Here is a 522-nt window from a genome sequence, read left to right as displayed (position 1 = left end):
CAAGGCCCGATCCGCGGCCGACGGCTCCGGTCTGCCGGCGCTGGCCGACGACAGTGGCCTTTCGGTCGCCGCGCTCGGGGGTGCCCCGGGGTTGTATTCGGCCCGCTGGGCGGTTCGGCCCGATGGAACGCGCGACTTCGCCTTTGCCATGGAACGCGTCAGGCAGGAACTGGTGGCGGCCGAGAGCGAACGGGGTCTGGATCGGGGCCGGGACCGGCGGGCATCGTTCCTTTGCGCTCTGGCGCTGGCCTGGCCCGATGGCGACGCAGAGGCGGTGGTTGGAACGGTCGATGGAACACTCGTGTTCCCGCCGCGCGGACTGGCCGGATTCGGCTATGATCCGATTTTCCTGCCTGACGGCCATAGCTTGACCTTTGGCGAAATGGAACCCGACGCCAAGCATGCCATCAGCCACCGTGCCGACGCGTTCGCCAAAATGCGCGAGCTGTGTTTCGGAGGGCGTTGACATGCAGACGGGTGATGGCGGTATCGACAGTGCCGACGGGAGCAGTTTCGTCGGTG

General features: G+C 67.2%; 1 protein-coding gene. It reads left to right on the top strand.

From position 1 onward, the window contains the following. Positions 1 to 466 (top strand): non-canonical purine NTP pyrophosphatase (locus ACDC67_RS15895; RefSeq protein WP_376694616.1); only part of this gene is annotated, 466 nt, incomplete at its 5' end. Between the last annotated feature and the right edge of the window lie 56 nt (positions 467 to 522).

The organism is Wenzhouxiangella indolica (assembly GCF_042310355.1).
GTDB lineage: Bacteria > Pseudomonadota > Gammaproteobacteria > Xanthomonadales > Wenzhouxiangellaceae > Wenzhouxiangella.
This window is presented reverse-complemented; position numbering and strand designations above follow the sequence as displayed.